Raw genomic sequence first — 19,875 nt, 5'->3', positions numbered from 1 at the left:
GCTCAGTTTTTGCCGAAAGTAGGCAAATTAGACTAAATTGCTGTTTAGCTAGATGTAAAAAATGCCACAAAGTTGTGGCATTTTTTATGTATTACTGAAAATTAGATAAGGATTACTTAGAGATCCAGATAGTCTCTGATCTGTTTTTCAATACCTTGCGCATCTAATCCAAGTTCGGTGTGCATTTCTTCTTGCGTACCTTGAGCAATGAACTCATCTGGTAAGCCTAATTGTAGAACTGGTTTAATTAAGCGGTTCTTCATCAAGAACTCAATCACACCCGAACCTGCACCACCTGAAATTGCATTTTCTTCAATAGTAACTAATACATCATGACTCGTTACTAATTCACATAGTAAGGCTTCATCGAGTGGTTTTGCAAAGCGCATGTCTGCAACAGTAGCATCCAACTTCTCAGCTGCCACAAGGCTATTTTCTAAGAAAGTACCAAAGTTTAAAATAGCAACACGCTCTCCTTTTTCCGTGATTTTAGTTTCACGAAGTAGACGGCCTTTACCAATTTCTAGCGCTTGCATTGTTTTATCAACATCAACACCAGTTGCGCTGCCTCTTGGATAACGAACTGCACTTGGTCCAGTATGCTTATGGCCAGTGTATAGCATTTGACGACATTCATTTTCATCGCTTGGCGTCATGATAACCATATTTGGAATACAGCGCATAAAGCTGATATCAAAAGCGCCTTGGTGAGTCTGACCGTCTGCGCCCACGAGACCTGCACGGTCAATCGCAAACATCACGGGTAAATCCATAATCGCAACGTCATGAATTAACTGGTCATAACCACGTTGTAAAAACGTTGAGTAGATAGCAACAATCGGATTGTAACCGGCAATAGCCATACCACTGGCAAGTGTCACTGCATGTTGTTCTGCAATAGCGGCATCAAAATATTGGCTTGGGTATTCTTTAGAGAAGCGAACCATGCCAGATCCTTCGCGCATAGCAGGCGTGATGGCCATTAACTTATCGTCTTCTTTAGCCATATCGCAAAGGAAATCACCAAAGATGTTTGAGAATGTTGGTTTGCCGCCAGACGATTTAGGTAATGAGCTGTCTTTTGGGTCAAATTTTGGAACACCATGGTAGCTGATAGGATCTTTTTCAGCAGGCTCGTAGCCTTTTCCTTTCTTGGTCATGATGTGTAAGAACTGCGGTCCTTTTAAATTACGCATATTCTTTAAGGTATGAACAAGCTCGTTGACATCATGTCCATCAACAGGACCAATGTAATTAAAACCTAGTTCTTCAAACATGGTGCCAGGTACAACCATGCCTTTTAAGTGTTCTTCCGTGCGCTTTAATAACTCTTTAATCGTTGGGGTACCAGAAAGTACTTTTTTGCCACCTTCACGAATTGATGTATATAGGCTTCCTGAAAGTACTCGTGCTAATTGGTTGTTTAATGCACCTACGTTTTCAGAAATTGACATCTCATTGTCATTTAAGACAACTAACATATCTGGGTGAATATCACCTGCGTGGTTTAAGGCTTCAAATGCCATGCCTGCGGTAATTGCACCATCACCAATAACACTAACGACCTTACGGTTCTCTTGTTCTTTTTCAGCACAAATAGCTAAACCTAAGGCGGCACTAATTGAAGTAGATGAATGTCCTACAGACAATACGTCGTATTCACTCTCACCGCGCCATGGAAATGGGTGTAATCCGTCTTTTTGGCGAATAGTAGATAACTGTTCACGGCGACCGGTTAAGATTTTATGAGGATAAGCTTGATGTCCAACATCCCAAATAAGCTGATCAAAAGGCGTGTTATACACGTAATGCAAAGCAACGGTTAACTCAACAACACCAAGACCAGACGCTAAGTGTCCGCTTGTTTTACTGACTGAATTTAATAGGTAAGTACGTAGCTCATCACATAAAGCAGGCAGGCTTTCTCTAGGTAAAGAGCGTAATTCATCTGGTGTATTTGCCAAAGCCAGAATCGGGTATTTTGAAATATCTAGTGACATAATATTAGCGCTTATCTGTTTTAGTTTTTACGCTCAATGACGTATTGGGCGAACGCTTGCATTGCATCCGTGTTATAAGGGATATCATTCAATGCTTCAATTGCGGTTTGGTACAATTGCTCTGCTTTCTGTTGAGCGCCATCAAGGCCAAGTAAGGCAGGGTAAGTACTTTTCTCTAATTCTAGATCAGAACCTTGAGGTTTTCCGAGAGTTTCAGTATCGCTAGTAATATCTAGGATATCATCTTGAACTTGAAAAGCTAAACCGATAGCGTCGGCATAGGTTTCAAGTTGAGGGAGAATTGCTTTGCCCTTATCCCCAGCACATAATGCACCAAGTTGAACGGCACTTTTTATTAATGCTCCCGTTTTATGAGCGTGAATCTGCTCTAAAGAAGACAAGTTAACTTTCTTCCCTTCAGCCTGTAAATCAAGAGATTGCCCCATGCACATACCAGAAGCTCCAGAGGCTTTTGCTAACACGCGGATCATATCAATTCGAGAAGATTCAGCATCTGCGGTCAATGAACCATTAGCTAGAATTTCAAACGCTAAGGTTTGTAAGGCATCACCGGCAAGAATAGCGGTAGCTTCATCAAACTTTATATGACAAGTAGCATGACCTCGGCGTAAATCGTCATTATCCATTGCTGGTAAATCATCATGAATTAAAGAGTATGAGTGTATGCATTCAACTGCTGCCGCTGCTGCATCAGTGTGTTTAGTCGGTACACCTAACATTTTTGCCGTGATATAGACAAGATAAGGACGAGCGCGTTTACCTCCAAGAAGTAATGCGTATTTCATCGCTTCAGTTAGAGGTTGCTGTTGAATTTCAATTTTATCAAGCCATTGATGCAATTGTTCAATGTTACGTTGTTGATAAATAGGTAATTGTTGTTTTAGTGAATCAATCATCATTAGTATCAAAAGGGGTTAGTTCAGCATTATCATCAGCTTGAAGAAGAATATCGACACGTTGCTCAGCTTGAGTCAGCTTTTCTTGTCCCGCACGAGCTAGGGCAATACCACGCTCAAACTTCTTCAGAGCATCTTCAAGAGGCAGATCTCCGCCCTCTAATTGGTTAACGACAGAATCCAGTTCTTCAATTGCCGCTTCAAACGATAAATTTTCAGGTTTTTTTACAGCCATAATGATTCACTCTTAAAATGATCCAAGAAAGGTAACTCAGAGTACGTAAAGGGTCAATTGAAGTGGTAAGAAAGTGATACATTAAAGTAGAATTTACGCGTTAGGGGTTAAATTTCAAACAATCCATTGGTGGTGTTGTCTTTTTTAATAAAAAAATTAAACCATTGATACGTTCGGTCGATAAGAGATAAGCGGCAAAAAAATGGGTGATTTTTATGGCTTGTTTTTTGCTTAGCACATTATAAATAAACACAAGCAGCAAGATAGGGGAGCGCTCTGTGGATTTAGCAACGTTAATAGGTTTAGTTGGTAGCTTTGCATTTATTATCATGGCAATGGTACTGGCCGGTGGCTTAGCCATCTTTATGGATACAACATCGGTACTGATTGTAATGGGTGGTTCTGTCTTCGTTGTATTGATGAAGTTTACCGTAGGCCAATTTTTTGGCGCAGGTAAAATTGCCGCAAAAGCATTTATGTTTAAAACGGACGAGCCAGTTGATTTAATTGTGACGATCGTTGAAATGGCCGATGCTGCTCGTAAAGGCGGTTTTTTAGCATTAGAAGAAAAAGAGATCAGTAATTCATTCATGCAAAAAGGCATCGACTTATTGGTTGATGGACACGATGCTGAAGTAGTTAAAGCAACATTACAAAAAGACATCGCGTTGACTAACGAACGTCATGAGCGTGGGGTTGGTGTATTTAACGCGTTTGGCGATGTCGCGCCGGCAATGGGTATGATTGGTACGCTTATCGGTTTGGTAGGTATGTTATCAAACATGGACGATCCTAAATCGATTGGTCCAGCAATGGCCGTTGCACTTTTAACAACATTATATGGTTCTGTTATCTCAAATATGATCGCATTCCCTATTGCGCATAAATTAGAATTACGTAAAGAACAAGAGAAATTAAATCGACGTTTGATCCTTGATGGTATTTTAGCTATTCAAGATGGTCAGAACCCTCGTGTTATTGATAGTTACCTACGTAATTACTTAAACGAGAAGAAGCGTGTTGTTGATATTGGCGAAGAATAAAACTAGGAGCTAGCAATGGAAGATGAAGATAAGTGTAAATGTCCTCCTGGTGCCCCTTTATGGATGGCAACATTTGCTGACTTAGCAACGCTATTAATGTGTTTCTTCGTACTGTTACTTTCTTTTTCTGAAATGGATGTATTGAAATTTAAGCAAATAGCAGGTTCGATGAAGTTTGCATTTGGTGTTCAAAACGTACTTGAAGTAAAAGATATACCTAAAGGAACCAGTGTTATTGCGCAAGAGTTTCGACCTGGTCGCCCTGAGCCAACACCGATTGAAGTGATCATGCAACAAACGATAGATATCCCTCAGAAGACATTGGATTTTCATGATGGCGAGTCTGATCGTGCTGGTGGTACAAAACGTGATGCAGGTAAGCAAACAGGAGGAGAGTCATCTTCTACCTCAACGCAGACTAATTCTCAAAGTGAGTCAGAGTCAGAAAGCCAAAGCCAAACACAACAAGAGTTAGAAGAAACCATCAAAAAAGCACTAGAACGTGAAATTGATGATGGTGCGTTAGAAGTTGAGAATTTGGGTCAGCAATTAGTGATTCGAATTCGTGAAAAGGGCGCATTCCCTGCGGGTTCTGCATTCTTACAGCCTCAATTTCGTCCTCTTATCCGTCAAATTGGTGAGTTGGTTAAGGATGTTCCAGGGATTATTAGAGTATCTGGACACACTGATAATCAACCATTAGATTCGGAGTTATACCGTTCTAATTGGGATTTATCTGCTCAACGCGCAGTTTCTGTTGCTCATGAAATGGAACGAGTGAAGGGCTTTGAAAGTGACCGTTTGCGTGTTCGAGGAATGGCGTCGACAGAGCCTCTTGTACCTAATAAAACGGTGGCTCAGCGAGCTCGTAACCGTCGAGTTGAAATCAGCATCATGCAAGGTAAAGCGCATGAGAGTGATGAAGTACCTAGTACTCAGCAGTAAAACATAAAGCAACAAGTAAATGGAAAGGTGAGTTGAATTAGCAACTCACCTTTTTTTTCGGTATAATCTTGCGCCTTAGATTAGGTCTTAAATCCATTTAGTCTAACCTTTTGATTGTTATTCCACATCAGTGAAGCCTATATATGAAGTTTATCGTTAAGCCACACCCAGAAGTTTTTGTAAAAAGTGATTCAGTACGTAAGCGTTTTATTCGTATTCTTGAAACGAATTTACGCAGCATCATTAAACGCGAAACAAAAGGCGTTGAAGTGATTAACCGTCGTGATTACATTGAAGTTTCAGGTCTTGATGGTACATACCGTAATGAAGTACTTACGGCTGTTACTCATACTCCAGGCATTCACCATGTACTAGAAGTTAAACAGAGTGCTTTTGCGGATATGCACGATATCTATGAACAATGTTTAGAGATGAATCGTGAGATCATTGAAGGTAAAACGTTCTGTGTGCGTGCTAAACGCCGTGGTACACATGAATTTACTTCTATTGAATTAGAGCGTTATGTTGGTGGCGGTTTAAATCAAGCGGTTGAATCAGCAAAAGTACGATTAAAGAATCCTGAAGTAACGGTTAAGTTTGAAGTTGAGAATGAAAAACTGAACTTAGTGATTGCTCGCCATAAAGGTTTAGGCGGCTTCCCTCTTGGTACACAAGAGGATGTATTAAGTTTAATTTCTGGTGGTTTTGACTCGGGTGTTTCAAGTTACTTACACATCAAACGTGGCTCAAAAGTCCACTACTTATTCTTTAACTTAGGTGGCCCAGCTCACGAGATTGGTGTAAAACAAGTTTCTCATTTCTTGTGGAAAAAATACGGTTCATCAGCAAAAGTTAAATTTATCTCTGTCGATTTTGATCCAGTGGTTGCTGAGATCTTAGAGAAAGTTGATGATGGCCAAATGGGTGTTATCTTAAAACGTATGTTTATGCGTGCGGGCGGTATGGTCGCTGAGAAATTTGGCATCGAAGGTTTAGTTACTGGTGAAGCATTAGGTCAAGTATCTAGCCAAACACTAACGAACTTACGTCATATTGATAACGTAACCGATTCATTGATTCTACGTCCTTTAATTAACTGGGATAAAGAAGACATTATTGATTTAGCTCGTGAAATCGGTACTGAAGATTTTGCGAAAACAATGCCAGAATACTGTGGTGTGATTTCTAAGAAACCAACAGTAAAAGCGGTGAAAGAGAAATTAGAAAAAGAAGAAGCGAAGTTTGATTTCTCTGTTCTTGAGCAAGCCGTTTATAATGCGCGAGTAATGGATATTCGTGATATCGAAAAAGAAAGCCAAGAGCAAGCAACAGAAGTTGAGATGGTATCTGAGCTAGGCTCTGATGTTGTTGTCCTTGATATTCGTAGCGCAGAAGAAGAAGATGAGAAACCTCTAGTACTAGATGGTATTGAAATTGCTCATATTCCTTTCTTTAAATTAGCGACTAAGTTTGGTGATTTAGACCAATCTAAAGAGTACTTATTATACTGTGAGCGCGGTGTGATGAGTCGTCTTCAAGCTTTATTGTTAATTGAAAATGGCTACAAAAACGTAAAAGTTTACCGTCCATAGTGTGTAATTATTACTGATATTGAAAAGGGAGTTGAGTAATCAGCTCCCTTTTTTTATTGGTGCTAGATTTGATGATAATTTAAGTTTGGTAGAGTCACTAGATCTGCAGCTAATTTTACAGTTAGCTCTTTTCCACCTAATAATGTTACGATCTCCATAGCAAACTCAAGAGCAGAGCCAGGACCTTGGCTTGTAATTAAATGATTTAATACATCAGTAAAAACACGTTTGATTCGACGGTTCTCTTCAGGGATGGCTTCCATAAAGGCAGGGTAACAAGTCATGCGTGCATCTGGATATAAATTATGATGTTGAAGCACGACAGCAGGAGCAGCACAAATAGCCGCAACCCATTTACCATCGTATTTTTGTTGTTTTAGCATTTCGATCAAAAGAGTGCTGTCTCTGAAATTTTCTGCACCTTTTAGGCCACCAGGAAGGACAATACAGTCAAACTCTTCATCAGCGACTTCCACTAATTTCACATCAGCAGTCAGAGTGACACGTTGAGCGGCTTTCATGGTTAATGATCCATCAAAAGCGGTGCTGGCAATCGTTACATCAAATTTAGCACGTTCTAGAATATCGATAACCGTAATTGCTTCTAGCTCTTCGGTTCCAGGGGCAAGGCATACGAGAATTTTTGCTGTCATAGGAAGTTCTCTTCTAATTGTTTTATTTGATTATATAACGTTTGGTTGGTTGATGCTGATATTCCATGTTGTTTTGCTTTTTGTAATAAGAACCCGGTAATAAAATCAATTTCAGTTTTTCGTTGATAAAAGCAATCTCTGTTCATCGATGAGTAGTTTTCAGCAGTTGTAGAAATGACCTGATTAACGATTAAAAGCAGTTCTGACTGAGATAGGATGACTTCTTCTTGTTGTAATACTTGTTGTACTTCACTGCAAATGCGAATGACATCTTTATGAATATCAGAGTGTGCTAAGTGCCCATTTTGACATTGATGAATTGCCGTTAAAGGGTTTATCGCGCAATTGATAGCAAGTTTTTTCCAGAGTGCTATTTCAATGTTAGGGTTCCATTCAATACTTGGTAAGCTATGGTCTAGTACTTCTTGAAGAAATTGACACTGAGCCCCTAACGCGTTGTACGGACCGATAACAGTATGGCCCATTCCAGTGTGTTTTACTTTGTGTGAGCTTTCTTTTAATGCGCCATGTGTTGTGGTGGCTTGTAAAATAGGGTGATGGCTAATTTTGTCTTTTATCGCATCAATTGCTCCCATACCATTATGCATAAAGAGTAATATGGTTTCTTGTGATAATAATGAAAGTAAAGGGAGTAGTGCGTTTTCTACCTGCCATGCTTTAACGGTAATAAAAAGCAGATCACAATGAATGAGTGATTCTTTGTCGTTACAAGAAAAAGCATGTGATGAATTGTCTTTTGCATTTAAAGAAAGAGAACATTCAGAAGGCGTTGAGCTTCTTGTCCATAATGAGACATTATGCCCTGCTTTTTGTAGGTAACACGCCCATAAAGAACCAACGGCTCCAGGGCCAAGAATGGTGATATTCACAGGTAAATCCAGATAGAAGAAATAATGAGAGAAGTGTAATAGGTTTATTAGAAAAAACAAAGGCGCTCATGGTGAGCGCCTTAGTAAAATTAATAATCTAAATTAGATTAGAAGTTGTATTTCACAGTGTAAATTACAGCTTGATCAAGTTTTGTTTGACCTAGTTTATTATCAGCATAACGGTATTGAATACCAGTTGTAACAGCATCAGTTGCGTTCCACCAAAGAGCTACAGCACCGTTCATTGATAGGTCATCTGATTCACCAGAAGCTGCAAGGTAATCATTTTTACGACCAAACTCAGTTTCATGCCAGTTTGATAGTGTAAATTTTTGTTCGCCTAGGTTAAAGTTATAACCCAAAGCCCAACCAAACATACCACCATTCATACCACTAAATGATTTAGCTGGTAATGGGTCACCATTCTTATCAAATTGGAATGAGTTAGTTGTGATTGTGTGATGGAAACCAACCCAAGGATTGAAATACCAATTATCACCACTAAAGTTATACGACACACCTGTGACAGTATTTTGTGCAGTGAAGCCTGCTGAGTTTGTATTGTAAAGTTGTGCGTATAAACGAAGCTCTTCGATACCAGTTTTCCATGCTACGCTACCTTTGATTGAAGTACGTGCTTCATCAAAACCATTTTCTAGGTTTTCAATATCAGCAAAACCGTATAGTTCACCCCAAGTATAACCTGAGCCACCTTCAAGCTCTAAGTAAGTAAAATCTTCTTTACCTGAACGGTCTGTTGTATCGCTTGACCAATCTAAGTAGTTCACGCTCATATTTGCGAAACCATATAGGTATTCAGCTTGAGCAGGGATAGCAACAGTGGTAGCAAGAACAGATAGAGCTAAAAGGGATTTACGCATAATGGCATCTCTATAGTTAGTATTACTAGAATAATAGGTCAGTAGGTTGAGTACTGTTTTTAAGATGCGCACATGATATCGATAAAGTTCACTTTTTTAAATGCAACCAATGTAACTCTAATGTTGTATGTAGATCTTGATCGTGTTTATAAATTCGACTTTGACATTAAGGTGATCTATATCACCCAGTTGACATTATTCTGACAGATAATTGTGAACACAAACAAAAAAGCCTCCGAGATATAGAGGCTTTGATAGTGGATATGTTATCTAAATTGAGCGTTTAAGAACCTTGAGCTTTATCAAGTAGGGCTTTGAAATGCCCTTTAAGCATAAGCAGCATAACTAAGCTTGGGATCACCATTACTGCTGTCAATATAAAGAATAATGGCCAACTATTTAAGTAGTCAGCTAATTCTCCACTGAATGACGCTAAGGTAGTTCGACCTAGATTACCTAATGAAGCAAGTAGAGCGTATTGGGTTGCAGAGAACGCTTCACCAGTTAATATCGTTAAGAAAGAGACAAAGGCAACCGTAGAGAATGCCGTTGTAAAGTTATCAACGATAATTGTAGCCAAGAATAGATGTTCATTAGGGCCCACATTAGCAATGAGAGCAAACATTAGGTTACTTGCAGCCATAGCAATACCGCCGATCATTAATCCTTTAATTACGCCGAATCGAACGTTGATCAAACTGCCTAATAGGGTAAAGAAGACGGTAGCCCCCCAACCAATTAATTTTGAGTAATAACCAATTTGTTCATTACTGAATCCAATTTCTTTATAGAAGGTAATCGACATTCTGCCTAAGAAGGCCTCTCCAATTTTAAAAAGAAAAACAAACAGTAATAGAGTACAAGCTGTTTTTACGCCATTACGATTAAAGAAATCATAGAACGGTTCAATAACGGTTACCGTAAACCAAGCTGCGACTTTAGAACCTACGAGTTTATTATGGCGTTCTTCTGCTGCATGTTGCAGTTCATCACGTTTAGTTTTTGGCTCGCCAACGAGTAAAGTAAATACCATCAATAACCCGACGATCCCAGCCATTCCATAATAAACACCATTCCAACCTATGCTATCCGCATTAACAAACGCTAAATAACCTGGAAGTGAATAACCTGTCCACCAACCAATGACGGCCATTGCAGAGGCTTGTGGCATCTTGGTCGATTCTGATTTAGGGAAGGTATCGATACGGAAAGCGTCAATAGCAACATCTTGAGTAGCAGAAGCGGTTGCAATCGCCAAAGCAAACATTGAGGCCAGCATTAAATTATTTGATGGATCTAGGCCTGCAATTTGTAAGGTACAAAATAGTACGATAGCTTGGCAAAGAAAAATCCAACTACGGCGTTGCCCTAGTTTATTACCAATAAAAGGAAGTTTTACACGGTCAACTAAAGGTGCCCACATAAAGTTTATTGCATAAACAGCAAAGACTGAACCAAAATAGCCAATAGCGGCGCGAGTAAGCCCTGCGTCTTTTAACCAACCCGACATGTTTGAGCCAATTAATACCCAAGGAAAACCGCTAGAGCAGCCAAGCATGAAGACCCAAAGTAGGCGTTTATCCATGTAGCTTTTAATCGCTGATTTCCATTGCATGGATTGAGACATGAAACGCTCCTTGTTTTTATATTTATATGAGAAAAAACAAAGCAGCTCGTAAGCTGCTTTGATAATGAAACAGAATCAATAATAACTAAATTACTTAATTAATGTTGCTTTAGTTATGATAATTGGCTCAACTGGGATATCACGCATTCCATTTGGCAATGCTTTTGTTGGTTTTGTCGCCATTTCTTGAATTACTTCAAAACCTTGCGTAACTTTACCAAAAACAGCATAACCTGGTGGACGTTGGTTTGCGTTTAAAAACCCGTTGTTATTTAGATTAATATAGAATTGGCGAGTTGCAGAGTCTGGGTTATTGGTACGAGCCATTGCAATAGTTGCAGTATCGTTACTTAACCCGTTATTGCCTTCATTCTTAATTGGACCGTAACTTGCTTTTTTTAGCATGTCTTTATCAAAACCACCGCCTTGAGCCATAAACCCTGGGATCACGCGGTGAAATTGAGTACCGACATAGCTGCCGTCCTCAACATAACGAAGAAAGTTAGCCACAGAAATAGGGGCTTTTTCTGAATTCAGCTCTACAGTGAAACTGCCTAACGTAGTATCAAACTTCACTGATTCAGCAAGTGCAGCTTGACTCGTCATAAGAGCAGCGACAATGACAGCTGCTTTTGAAATCATTTTAACCATTAAAAGTTACCTTTGATGTAAGTTTGTAGTTCTTCGTCAACGGCAATTTTGTCTAATACTGCATTCAGAAGATCATTTAATACTTGCTCGATATCTTGGTTATCTGCACTCATAGAGCCTGATTTTTCAGAAACGCCGTTGTAGGTTTTTACAAACTTTCCTCTTGGTGTTTCTGCTGTGATTTGAAGCTTTACTTGTGTCTTTATTTCATTGCTCATTAATGAGTGTTGAACACTAACTAATGCTTCAATGATGTCTAGACGTAACGTGTTATCGCTATCAACAGTAACGATAAATCCCTGATTTTTTAATTGAGTAGAGAGAGCATCTTCAAGCGTAACTCGTAGGTTTTGTTTTGCATGAATTGGCTGAACATTTTGGCGTCCATTATCAATCACTGCAACGTATTGCGCAGTACGTAAATCACTACTATCCAGAGTTAATTTTATATTTTCAACGATCTGGTGTGCATTGCTTGATGCAACTGGTTTTATATCCAATTGAGGATCTGAAGGAGCAGAACATGCAGCTAAAAATAGAGCAGAAAGGGCAATAATGGCCTTTTTCATTGGAATATCCTTTTTTTATTTTGATTTTTCAGCTTTAACGGCTTCTAAAATAACGAATTTTGAATTACTAGCAATAGTGGTGACGTTGTCTTCACCGAATAATCGACATAATTTATCATCATAATCAAGATGACGGTTTCCAATAACTAATAATTTTCCTTCTTTGCATAAGATGTGCTTAGCATCACAGAACATTTGCCATGCAATATGATCAGTAATCGCTTGGCCTTGATGGAATGGAGGGTTACATAAAACTAGGTAGCTACTGTGTTTTTTAAATCCATCCAAACAGTTATTAGCAATAAATTGAAATTGACGCTCTTTACCTAAGTTTACTTCTAAGTTGCGACGAGCAGATTCAACGGCCATAAAGCTCTCATCAACACAGGTAATACGAGCTTCTGGGTTTAGTTGAGCGGCTTTAACACTAAGAACGCCATTACCACAACCCAAATCAATAATATGACGTAACTCAGGATCAACCGGAATATGCTCAAGCATAAAACGAGCACCTTGATCTAAACGCTCTCCAGAATACACATTTGGGTAGTTTAATAGATCAATATCTTCATTATCTACACTCCAGCATACCGCTTCTGCAATGGTTGCAGGGTTAGTTGCATTTGCATTTGAAAATACTAGACGGTGCTTCTTCCAAGCTAAAGAGGTTTTTGTTTCACCCAAGAAATCTTCAAATAACTCAAGAGTCGAATTGTGGATTTCCTTTGCTTTATTTACAGCGATAATAGGGCAGTCAGCACTCATAGATTGACGAAGTTGCTGAAGTTGCCAAGTTAACATGCGATTATTTTTTGGTATTTGCATGAGAACAAGATCAAAGCCTTGAGGCATTTCTTCAGTTGAAGTGATTAACTGAACACGGTTACATTGATTACGTTGAAGGTTTTTTAATGTACCACGCTGAGAGACAAAAGAGTCAGTCATCATGGTTACGTTGTGTTTTTCAGAGAACCAACAAGATAAAGCACCAAAGTTATCGTTTAAGATGAGAATATTTTTTCCCTCTTCTAACTTTAATTCTTCCTCAACATGCTTAATTAGGTATTCATCACCAGCATCCCATGCTTGCAGTAGTTCTTGAGCACGTTTAGGGTAACGTTGTAAATTTAGGCTTCGGTCAAGTAGACACAGTTCTGTTTTCATAATGATTCAATCTTCAAATAGGGAAGGCTTCTAGCTATTGTCGCAAATGGTGTATAAAGTGGAAACAGAAGAATTCAAATAAAGAAAGGAATTATATGATTCAGCATCAAATTGAACAAAAATTACGCTCAGAACTATCTCCTTCTTATCTAAAAGTCTTAAATGAGAGCTTTATGCACAATGTACCAGAGGGATCTGAAAGCCATTTTAAAGTCATTGCAGTAAGTGATGAATTCGATGGTAAGCGATTATTAGCACGCCATCGTATGATTAATACCATTTTGGCTGATGAGCTTGCAAACCATATTCATGCATTAGCAATTCACACTTATACAGAAGCTGAGTGGGAAGTACTAGATAATGAGCGAGTGCCAACATCTCCTGATTGCATGGGTGGTGGTAAAGGTTAAATTTGAAAATGAAATGTTTATTTTTTAACATAAAATAAATACATCATGATGCGACATGTTAAAAAGTGGCTATTTATCGAAATGGATACTACTTAGGTGGTATTTTTTGATTTTGAACAAGAATTGTGCACTTGGTCTAAAATACGCAACATGTTTCAATGACTTTTAACAATGAATAGCAAAAAATAGTAGGAATCTGGAGATTGAACATGGCATTTTCACCATAAAAAATGATAGAATCTTCGGCCTTAAAACAGCTTTTTCGTATTTATGTAAAAAGCATATTACTAAAATGTTACGTACTGCGATTTTCGAATTAACAGTATTAAACCTATTAGTAATGTCGTGTCTTATATAGAATCTTTTTTCCCATAAAATTAGTGCAAGTGCGTATGATTACAATAAAAAAGGGTTTGGACCTTCCTATTGCAGGAGCTCCAACTCAGGTGATTAATGATGGTAAATCCATCACTAAAGTCGCCTTGCTTGGCGAAGAGTACGTTGGTATGCGTCCTACGATGCATGTCCGCGTGGAAGATGTAGTAAAAAAAGGTCAGGTTCTTTTTGCTGATAAAAAGAATCCAGGCGTTATTTTTACTGCTCCAGTAAGTGGTAAGGTTATTGAAATTAACCGTGGTGCGAAGCGTGTACTTCAATCTGTAGTAATTGCAGTTGAAGGCGAAGAGCAGGTTACTTTTAATAGCTATGCAGCGAATGAACTAGTGTCTCTTGATCGTGAAACGATTAAAACACAACTGGTTGATTCTGGTGCATGGACTGCATTACGTACTCGTCCGTTCAGCAAGGTTCCAGCGATCGATTCTGAAACAAAGGCTATCTTTGTTACTGCTATGGATACTAATCCTTTAGCAGCTGATGCAGAAGTGATCATTAACCAACAAGAAGAGGCTTTTGTTGCAGGCTTAGACTTATTATCTGTATTAACAGGTGAGAAAGTATATGTATGTAAAAAAGGCGGTAGCTTACCTCGCTCTTCTCAAAAGAATGTTGAAGAACATGTATTCGATGGCCCGCACCCAGCAGGACTAGCAGGTACACATATGCACTTCTTGTATCCTGTAGATACAAAGAATGTAGCATGGAGCATTGGCTACCAAGATGTGATCGCATTTGGTCAACTTTTCTTAACGGGTGAAATTTACTCAGATAGAATCGTATCTTTAGCTGGTCCTGCAGTAAATAATCCTCGTTTAGTTCGTACTATTACTGGTGCTAGCTTACTTGAATTGACTGACAGTGAAGTGATGCCTGGTGAAGTACGTGTTATCTCTGGCTCAGTACTTAACGGTACTCAAGCTTCAGGTCCTCACGCTTATCTTGGTCGTTACCATCAACAAGTTTCTGTTCTTCGTGAAGGACGTGAAAAAGAGTTGTTTGGTTGGGCTGTTCCTGGCAAAAACAAGTTCTCAGTAACTCGTTCTTTCCTAAGCCATGTATTCTCAGGTCAAGTATTTAACATGACGACAACTACTAACGGTAGTGATCGTGCAATGGTACCAATCGGTAGTTACGAGCGTGTAATGCCATTAGATATGGAACCAACGATGTTGTTACGTGATCTTTGTGCTGGCGATGTTGACAGTGCAGCACGTTTAGGTGCATTAGAATTAGATGAAGATGATCTAGGTCTATGTACATATGTGTGCCCTGGTAAATATGAGTATGGTCCAATGCTTCGTGAGATCTTGGATACCATCGAGAAGGAAGGGTAATTGATGAGCCTTTTAAATTTATTTGAAAAAGTTGAACATCATTTTGAACCAGGCGGTAAATATGAGAAGTGGTTTGCTTTATATGAAGCAACAGCAACACTTTTCTACACACCTGGTTTAGTAACTAAAGGTGGTTCTCATGTTCGTGATAGCGTTGATTTAAAACGTATCATGATCATGGTGTGGTTTGCGGTATTCCCAGCTACATTCTGGGGCATGTATAACGCAGGTCACCAAGCAATCGTTGCTCTTGAGCACATGTATTCTGGTGCTGAACTAGCTGCAGTTATCTCTGGAAACTGGCACTACTGGCTAACCGAAATGTTAGGCGGTACCGTAAGTTCCGATGCTGGCTGGGGCAGTAGCATGCTTCTGGGTGCTACTTACTTCTTACCTATCTACGCAACGGTATTTATCGTTGGTGGTTTCTGGGAAGTATTGTTCTGTATGGTGCGTAAGCATGAAGTAAATGAAGGCTTCTTCGTTACTTCTATTCTGTTCGCATTGATCGTTCCACCAACACTTCCTTTATGGCAAGCAGCGTTAGGTATTACCTTCGGTGTTGTTGTTGCTAAAGAGATTTTTGGCGGTACTGGTCGTAACTTCCTTAACCCAGCACTTGCGGGTCGTGCATTCTTATTCTTTGCATACCCAGCTCAAATTTCAGGTGATGCGGTTTGGACTGCAGCTGATGGCTTCTCTGGTGCAACAGCACTTAGCCAATGGGCGCAAGGTGGTCAAGGCGGTTTAGTTAATACAATTACTGGCAACACTATCTCTTGGATGGATGCGTTTATTGGTAATATTCCAGGTTCAATTGGTGAGGTTTCGACTCTTGCTCTGATCCTTGGTGGCCTAATGATCGTTTATATGCGTATTGCATCTTGGCGCATTATTGCGGGTGTTATGATCGGTATGGTTGCAGTGTCAACGCTGTTTAACCTGATCGGTTCTGATACAAACGCAATGTTTAGCATGCCTTGGCATTGGCACCTAGTTTTAGGTGGTTTTGCGTTTGGTATGATCTTTATGGCTACAGACCCTGTATCGGCATCGTTTACTAGTAAAGGTAAGTGGTGGTACGGTATTTTAATTGGTGCTATGGCTGTAATGATCCGTGTAGTTAACCCAGCATACCCAGAAGGTATGATGTTAGCTATTCTGTTTGCAAACCTATTTGCTCCACTGTTTGATAACCTTGTAGTTGAAGGTAACGTGAAACGGAGACTAAAACGCTATGGCAAGTAATAACGATAGCATTAAAAAAACACTCGGTGTTGTTATTGGTTTGAGCTTAGTGTGTTCAATCATCGTATCAACTGCTGCTGTTGTTCTTAAACCTAAGCAGCAAGCTAATGCCGTGCTAGATAAGCAAAGCAAAATCATTCAAGTTGCTGGTGTTACTGGTGAAGGCTCAGTTCCTGAGTTGTTCGCTGCAAACATTGAGCCTCGTCTTGTTGATTTCAAAACGGGTGATTTTGTTGAAGGTGATGCAGCAACTTACGATCAACGTAAAGCGGCTAAAGATCCAAAACAATCAATTAAGTTAACTGCTGAACAAGATAAAGCAAACATTATTCGTCGTGCTAATGTAGGTGTTGTTTACCTAGTTAAAGATGGCGATAACGTGTCTAAAGTTATTATCCCTGTTCACGGTACTGGCTTATGGTCAATGATGTATGCATTTGTTGCTGTTGAAACTGATGGTAACACTGTTGCTGGTATTACTTACTACGATCAAGCGGAAACTCCGGGACTTGGTGGTGAAGTAGAAAACCCAACGTGGCGTGCACAATTTGTAGGTAAGAAACTGTATGATGCAAATCATAACCCTGCAATTAAGATTGTTAAAGGCGGTGCTCCAGCAGGTTCTGAACACGGTGTTGATGGTCTTTCTGGTGCAACTCTAACTGCTAATGGTGTTCAACATACATTTGACTTCTGGTTAGGTAATGATGGCTTCGGTCCTTTCCTTACTAAAGTTCGTAATGGAGAACTGAACTAATGGCTAATGCTAAAGAAATTAAAAAGAGCATTTTAGCGCCGGTGTTGGATAACAACCCGATCGCGCTTCAAGTTCTTGGTGTATGTTCGGCTCTAGCTGTAACTACTAAACTTGAAACGGCTTTTGTTATGACTTTAGCGGTAATATTTGTTACTGCTTTATCTAACTTATTCGTTTCGCTAATTCGTAACCACATGCCAAACAGCGTTCGTATCATCGTTCAGATGGCGATCATTGCTTCTTTGGTAATCGTTGTTGACCAAGTATTGAAAGCATATCTATACGATATATCTAAACAGCTTTCAGTATTTGTAAGCTTGATCATTACAAACTGTATTGTAATGGGTCGTGCTGAAGCGTTCGCAATGAAGTCTGCACCACTTCCATCATTTATTGATGGTATTGGTAACGGTCTTGGTTACGGTTTTGTATTGATGACTGTTGCATTTTTCCGTGAGCTTTTAGGTTCAGGTAAACTGTTTGGTGTTGAGGTTCTTCCACTTGTTTCTAACGGTGGTTGGTATCAACCAAACGGCATGATGCTTCTAGCACCATCTGCATTCTTCTTAATTGGTTTTATGATTTGGGCTATCCGTATCATTAGACCTGAACAAGTAGAAGCGAAGGAGTAAGGTCGAAATGGAACATTATATTAGTTTACTTGTTAAATCGATCTTCATCGAAAACATGGCGCTTTCATTTTTCCTAGGCATGTGTACTTTCTTAGCTGTGTCTAAGAAAGTAAAAACATCGTTTGGTCTTGGTGTTGCAGTAGTTGTTGTACTTACAATTGCGGTACCTGTGAACAACCTTGTTTATACTTACTTGCTAAAAGAAAATGCGATTGTAGCGGGTGTTGATTTAACATTCCTTAGCTTTATTACCTTTATCGGTGTTATCGCAGCACTTGTACAAATCTTAGAAATGATCTTAGATCGCTTCTTCCCACCTTTGTACAATGCGCTAGGTATCTTCCTTCCGTTAATCACAGTTAACTGTGCAATTTTCGGTGGTGTATCTTTCATGGTACAGCGTGACTATAACTTTGCTGAATCTGTAGTATACGGTTTTGGTTCTGGTATCGGTTGGATGCTGGCTATCGTAGCACTTGCTGGTATTCGTGAAAAAATGAAATATTCAGATGTACCTCCAGGTCTTCGTGGCCTAGGTATTACTTTCATTACAGTAGGTTTAATGGCGTTAGGCTTTATGTCTTTCTCTGGTGTTCAACTGTAGGGTAAGCACCCAATAATAAGGAATAACAAATGCAAAGCATTATTCTTGGTGTAGCGATGTTTACCATTATTGTATTGGCTTTAGTGTTAGTGATTTTATTCGCTAAATCTAAGCTAGTACCATCAGGTGACATTACTATCTCTGTAAACGGCGATGCTGATAAAGCAATCATTACACAGCCTGGTGGTAAATTACTAAGTGCTCTTGGTAGCGCGGGTATTTTCGTATCATCTGCATGTGGCGGTGGTGGCTCTTGTGGTCAGTGTCGTGTGAAAGTGAAATCTGGCGGTGGTGATATTTTACCTACTGAGCTTGATCACATTTCAAAAGGTGAGGCTCGTGAAGGTGAGCGTCTAGCATGTCAAGTTGCAATGAAAACTGACATGGAAATTGAACTTCCAGAAGAAATCTTTGGTGTTAAAAAGTGGGAATGTACCGTTATCTCTAATGATAACGAAGCAACTTTCATCAAAGAATTGGCTCTTGCTATCCCTGATGGTGAAGAAGTTCCATTCCGTGCTGGTGGTTACATTCAAATTGAAGCTGAACCACACCACATTAAATACTCAGATTTCGATATTCCTGAAGAATATCGTGGCGATTGGGATAAGTTTAACTTATTCCGTTATGAGTCAATCGTAAATGAGCATTCGATCCGTGCTTACTCTATGGCGTCATACCCAGAAGAGAAAGGCATTATCAAGCTTAACGTTCGTATTGCAACTCCGCCGCCAAATAACCCTGATGTAGCTCCTGGTGTGATGTCTTCATACATCTGGTCTCTTAAAGAAGGCGACAAATGTACTATTTCTGGTCCATTTGGTGAGTTCTTTGCTAAAGACACAGATAATGAAATGGTATTTATCGGTGGTGGTGCAGGTATGGCGCCAATGCGCTCTCATATCTTTGACCAACTTTTACGTCTTAAATCTAAGCGTAAGATGTCTTACTGGTATGGTGCACGTTCTAAGCGTGAAATGTTCTATGTTGAAGATTTCGATGGCCTAGCGGCTGATAACGAAAACTTCGTATGGCATTGTGCACTTTCTGATCCAATGCCAGAAGATAACTGGGATGGTTACACAGGCTTTATTCACAATGTACTTTATGAAAACTACTTGAAAGATCATGAAGCACCTGAAGATTGTGAATACTACATGTGTGGTCCACCAATGATGAACGCTGCTGTTATCGGTATGCTGAAAGATCTTGGTGTTGAAGATGAAAACATCTTGCTAGATGACTTTGGTGGTTAATCCATTAAAGTAAAAAATATTGGCTGACTCATCACTGAGTCAGCCTTTTTTCGTATTAATGTCTCTAT

General features: G+C 39.5%; 20 protein-coding genes. 10 read left to right on the top strand and 10 right to left on the bottom strand.

Annotated elements, in window-relative coordinates:
- Nucleotides 1–116: 116 nt before the first annotated feature.
- Genes dxs through xseB form a run of 3 tightly spaced genes read right to left on the bottom strand, consistent with a single transcriptional unit; the run spans nt 117 to nt 3,152 of the window.
- Nucleotides 117–2,000, bottom strand: a complete 1,884-nt coding sequence (gene dxs / locus PVK63_RS16020) for a 1-deoxy-D-xylulose-5-phosphate synthase (protein ID WP_130088120.1) — start codon at nt 1,998–2,000, stop codon at nt 117–119.
- Nucleotides 2,001–2,020: 20 nt separating this feature from the next.
- Nucleotides 2,021–2,917, bottom strand: coding sequence for a (2E,6E)-farnesyl diphosphate synthase (ispA, locus tag PVK63_RS16015; protein WP_165371242.1), 897 nt, complete (start codon nt 2,915–2,917; stop codon nt 2,021–2,023).
- Nucleotides 2,910–3,152, bottom strand: coding sequence for an exodeoxyribonuclease VII small subunit (xseB, locus tag PVK63_RS16010; protein ID WP_130044743.1), 243 nt, complete (start codon nt 3,150–3,152; stop codon nt 2,910–2,912). The genes ispA and xseB overlap by 8 nt, the downstream gene beginning before the upstream one ends.
- A gap of 278 nt (nt 3,153–3,430) precedes the next feature.
- Here xseB and pomA point away from each other — a divergent pair, with 278 nt between their 5' ends.
- From pomA to thiI, 3 genes are all read left to right on the top strand, one after another.
- A complete protein-coding gene (gene pomA / locus PVK63_RS16005; RefSeq protein ID WP_130048749.1) occupies nt 3,431–4,195 on the top strand; it encodes a flagellar motor protein PomA in 765 nt (254 codons plus the stop codon).
- Nucleotides 4,196–4,210: 15 nt separating this feature from the next.
- On the top strand, nt 4,211–5,140 hold the full coding sequence (locus PVK63_RS16000; protein ID WP_130048751.1) for a flagellar motor protein MotB: 930 nt from the start codon (nt 4,211–4,213) through the stop codon (nt 5,138–5,140).
- A 143-nt stretch (nt 5,141–5,283) separates the two neighbouring features.
- A complete protein-coding gene (thiI, locus tag PVK63_RS15995; protein ID WP_130048753.1) occupies nt 5,284–6,732 on the top strand; it encodes a tRNA uracil 4-sulfurtransferase ThiI in 1,449 nt (482 codons plus the stop codon).
- A 62-nt stretch (nt 6,733–6,794) separates the two neighbouring features.
- Here the strand turns inward: thiI and PVK63_RS15990 are convergent, their stop codons facing one another.
- From PVK63_RS15990 to PVK63_RS15960, 7 genes are all read right to left on the bottom strand, one after another.
- Nucleotides 6,795–7,385, bottom strand: coding sequence for a DJ-1 family glyoxalase III (locus tag PVK63_RS15990; protein ID WP_130044748.1), 591 nt, complete (start codon nt 7,383–7,385; stop codon nt 6,795–6,797).
- Entirely contained in the window at nt 7,382–8,275 is an 894-nt protein-coding gene (gene panE, locus PVK63_RS15985) for a 2-dehydropantoate 2-reductase (RefSeq protein WP_207215689.1), read from the bottom strand. The genes PVK63_RS15990 and panE overlap by 4 nt, the downstream gene beginning before the upstream one ends.
- Before the next feature lie 107 nt (nt 8,276–8,382).
- On the bottom strand, nt 8,383–9,156 hold the full coding sequence (locus PVK63_RS15980) for a nucleoside-specific channel-forming Tsx family protein (RefSeq protein WP_130088121.1): 774 nt from the start codon (nt 9,154–9,156) through the stop codon (nt 8,383–8,385).
- A gap of 283 nt (nt 9,157–9,439) precedes the next feature.
- Nucleotides 9,440–10,783, bottom strand: coding sequence for an AmpG family muropeptide MFS transporter (locus tag PVK63_RS15975; RefSeq protein WP_130088237.1), 1,344 nt, complete (start codon nt 10,781–10,783; stop codon nt 9,440–9,442).
- A gap of 90 nt (nt 10,784–10,873) precedes the next feature.
- Nucleotides 10,874–11,434: a peptidylprolyl isomerase gene (locus PVK63_RS15970; RefSeq protein ID WP_130044751.1), complete on the bottom strand. Its 561-nt coding sequence runs from the start codon at nt 11,432–11,434 to the stop codon at nt 10,874–10,876.
- Nucleotides 11,434–12,003 (bottom strand): YajG family lipoprotein, encoded by a 570-nt coding sequence (locus PVK63_RS15965; protein ID WP_130048755.1) that lies wholly within the window; start codon nt 12,001–12,003, stop codon nt 11,434–11,436. Before PVK63_RS15965 ends, PVK63_RS15970 begins: the two co-directional genes overlap by 1 nt.
- A gap of 15 nt (nt 12,004–12,018) precedes the next feature.
- A complete protein-coding gene (locus tag PVK63_RS15960) occupies nt 12,019–13,167 on the bottom strand; it encodes a methyltransferase (RefSeq protein WP_130048756.1) in 1,149 nt (382 codons plus the stop codon).
- 95 nt (nt 13,168–13,262) lie between these two features.
- Between PVK63_RS15960 and bolA the strand changes: the two genes are divergently transcribed.
- The 7 genes from bolA to nqrF all read left to right on the top strand — a co-directional run bounded on the left by bolA (nt 13,263) and on the right by nqrF (nt 19,807).
- Nucleotides 13,263–13,577, top strand: coding sequence for a transcriptional regulator BolA (bolA, locus tag PVK63_RS15955; protein ID WP_130048758.1), 315 nt, complete (start codon nt 13,263–13,265; stop codon nt 13,575–13,577).
- Nucleotides 13,578–13,969: 392 nt separating this feature from the next.
- A complete protein-coding gene (locus tag PVK63_RS15950) occupies nt 13,970–15,310 on the top strand; it encodes a Na(+)-translocating NADH-quinone reductase subunit A (RefSeq protein WP_130048760.1) in 1,341 nt (446 codons plus the stop codon).
- 3 nt (nt 15,311–15,313) lie between these two features.
- The gene (locus PVK63_RS15945) at nt 15,314–16,558 is read left to right on the top strand and encodes an NADH:ubiquinone reductase (Na(+)-transporting) subunit B (protein ID WP_130044756.1); all 1,245 of its coding nucleotides are present in this window, start codon (nt 15,314–15,316) and stop codon (nt 16,556–16,558) included.
- A complete protein-coding gene (locus tag PVK63_RS15940) occupies nt 16,548–17,315 on the top strand; it encodes a Na(+)-translocating NADH-quinone reductase subunit C (RefSeq protein WP_130044757.1) in 768 nt (255 codons plus the stop codon). Before PVK63_RS15945 ends, PVK63_RS15940 begins: the two co-directional genes overlap by 11 nt.
- The gene (locus tag PVK63_RS15935) at nt 17,315–17,947 is read left to right on the top strand and encodes an NADH:ubiquinone reductase (Na(+)-transporting) subunit D (protein ID WP_130044758.1); all 633 of its coding nucleotides are present in this window, start codon (nt 17,315–17,317) and stop codon (nt 17,945–17,947) included. Before PVK63_RS15940 ends, PVK63_RS15935 begins: the two co-directional genes overlap by 1 nt.
- Nucleotides 17,948–17,954: 7 nt before the next feature.
- Entirely contained in the window at nt 17,955–18,551 is a 597-nt protein-coding gene (nqrE, locus tag PVK63_RS15930) for an NADH:ubiquinone reductase (Na(+)-transporting) subunit E (protein WP_061030474.1), read from the top strand.
- A gap of 29 nt (nt 18,552–18,580) precedes the next feature.
- Nucleotides 18,581–19,807: an NADH:ubiquinone reductase (Na(+)-transporting) subunit F gene (gene nqrF, locus PVK63_RS15925; protein WP_130088238.1), complete on the top strand. Its 1,227-nt coding sequence runs from the start codon at nt 18,581–18,583 to the stop codon at nt 19,805–19,807.
- Nucleotides 19,808–19,875 lie beyond the last annotated feature (68 nt).

Source organism: Aliivibrio sp. S2TY2 (assembly GCF_028765525.1).
Taxonomy (GTDB): Bacteria; Pseudomonadota; Gammaproteobacteria; order Enterobacterales; family Vibrionaceae; genus Aliivibrio; species Aliivibrio finisterrensis_A.
Note: the sequence above shows the minus strand (reverse complement) of the source record. Positions and strands in the feature narration are given on the sequence as shown.